This window comes from Neisseria sp. P0021.S006 (assembly GCF_051956895.1).
On the sequence record NZ_JBQCWZ010001322.1, the window covers coordinates 1 to 429 of the forward strand.

The 429-nt window shown below is 50.1% G+C and carries 1 protein-coding gene; it reads right to left on the minus strand.

The window, feature by feature from the left end; translation table 11 throughout:
- Nucleotides 1-419: malate:quinone oxidoreductase (locus ACTHUM_RS20100; protein WP_440404018.1), on the minus strand; the 419-nt coding region annotated here is incomplete at its 3' end.
- Between the last annotated feature and the right edge of the window lie 10 nt (nt 420-429).

The following is a 429-nucleotide window of genomic DNA, read 5'->3' on the forward strand; positions in this document are numbered from 1 at the left end:
TTTTCGAAGAGTTTTTGGTTTTTGAACACGTCGAAACGTTTTTGCAGATAACTGCAATGGTCGGCGTTCATCACCAGCGACATGTGGGGGACGGAATTGATGAAAGAGCGGTCGGTCAGTTTGCCTTCTTCGACCAAAGTCGCCCAAAATTGGCGGCTGATATGGAATTGTTCGGCAATATTGAGGGCACGGGTCGGATCAATCGTGCCGTCGGCAGTCAGGGGGGCATAGTTCAATTCGCACAGGGCAGAGTGTCCCGTACCGGCGTTGTTCCATGCATTTGATGATTCCAACGCTACATCTTCCAAGCGTTCGATCAGGGTGATTTCCCAAGATGGTTCGAGTTCTTTGAGCAATACGCCCAAAGTGGCGCTCATAATGCCGCCACCTACTAATACGACATCGGTTGCTTCAGCCATGGTTTTACTC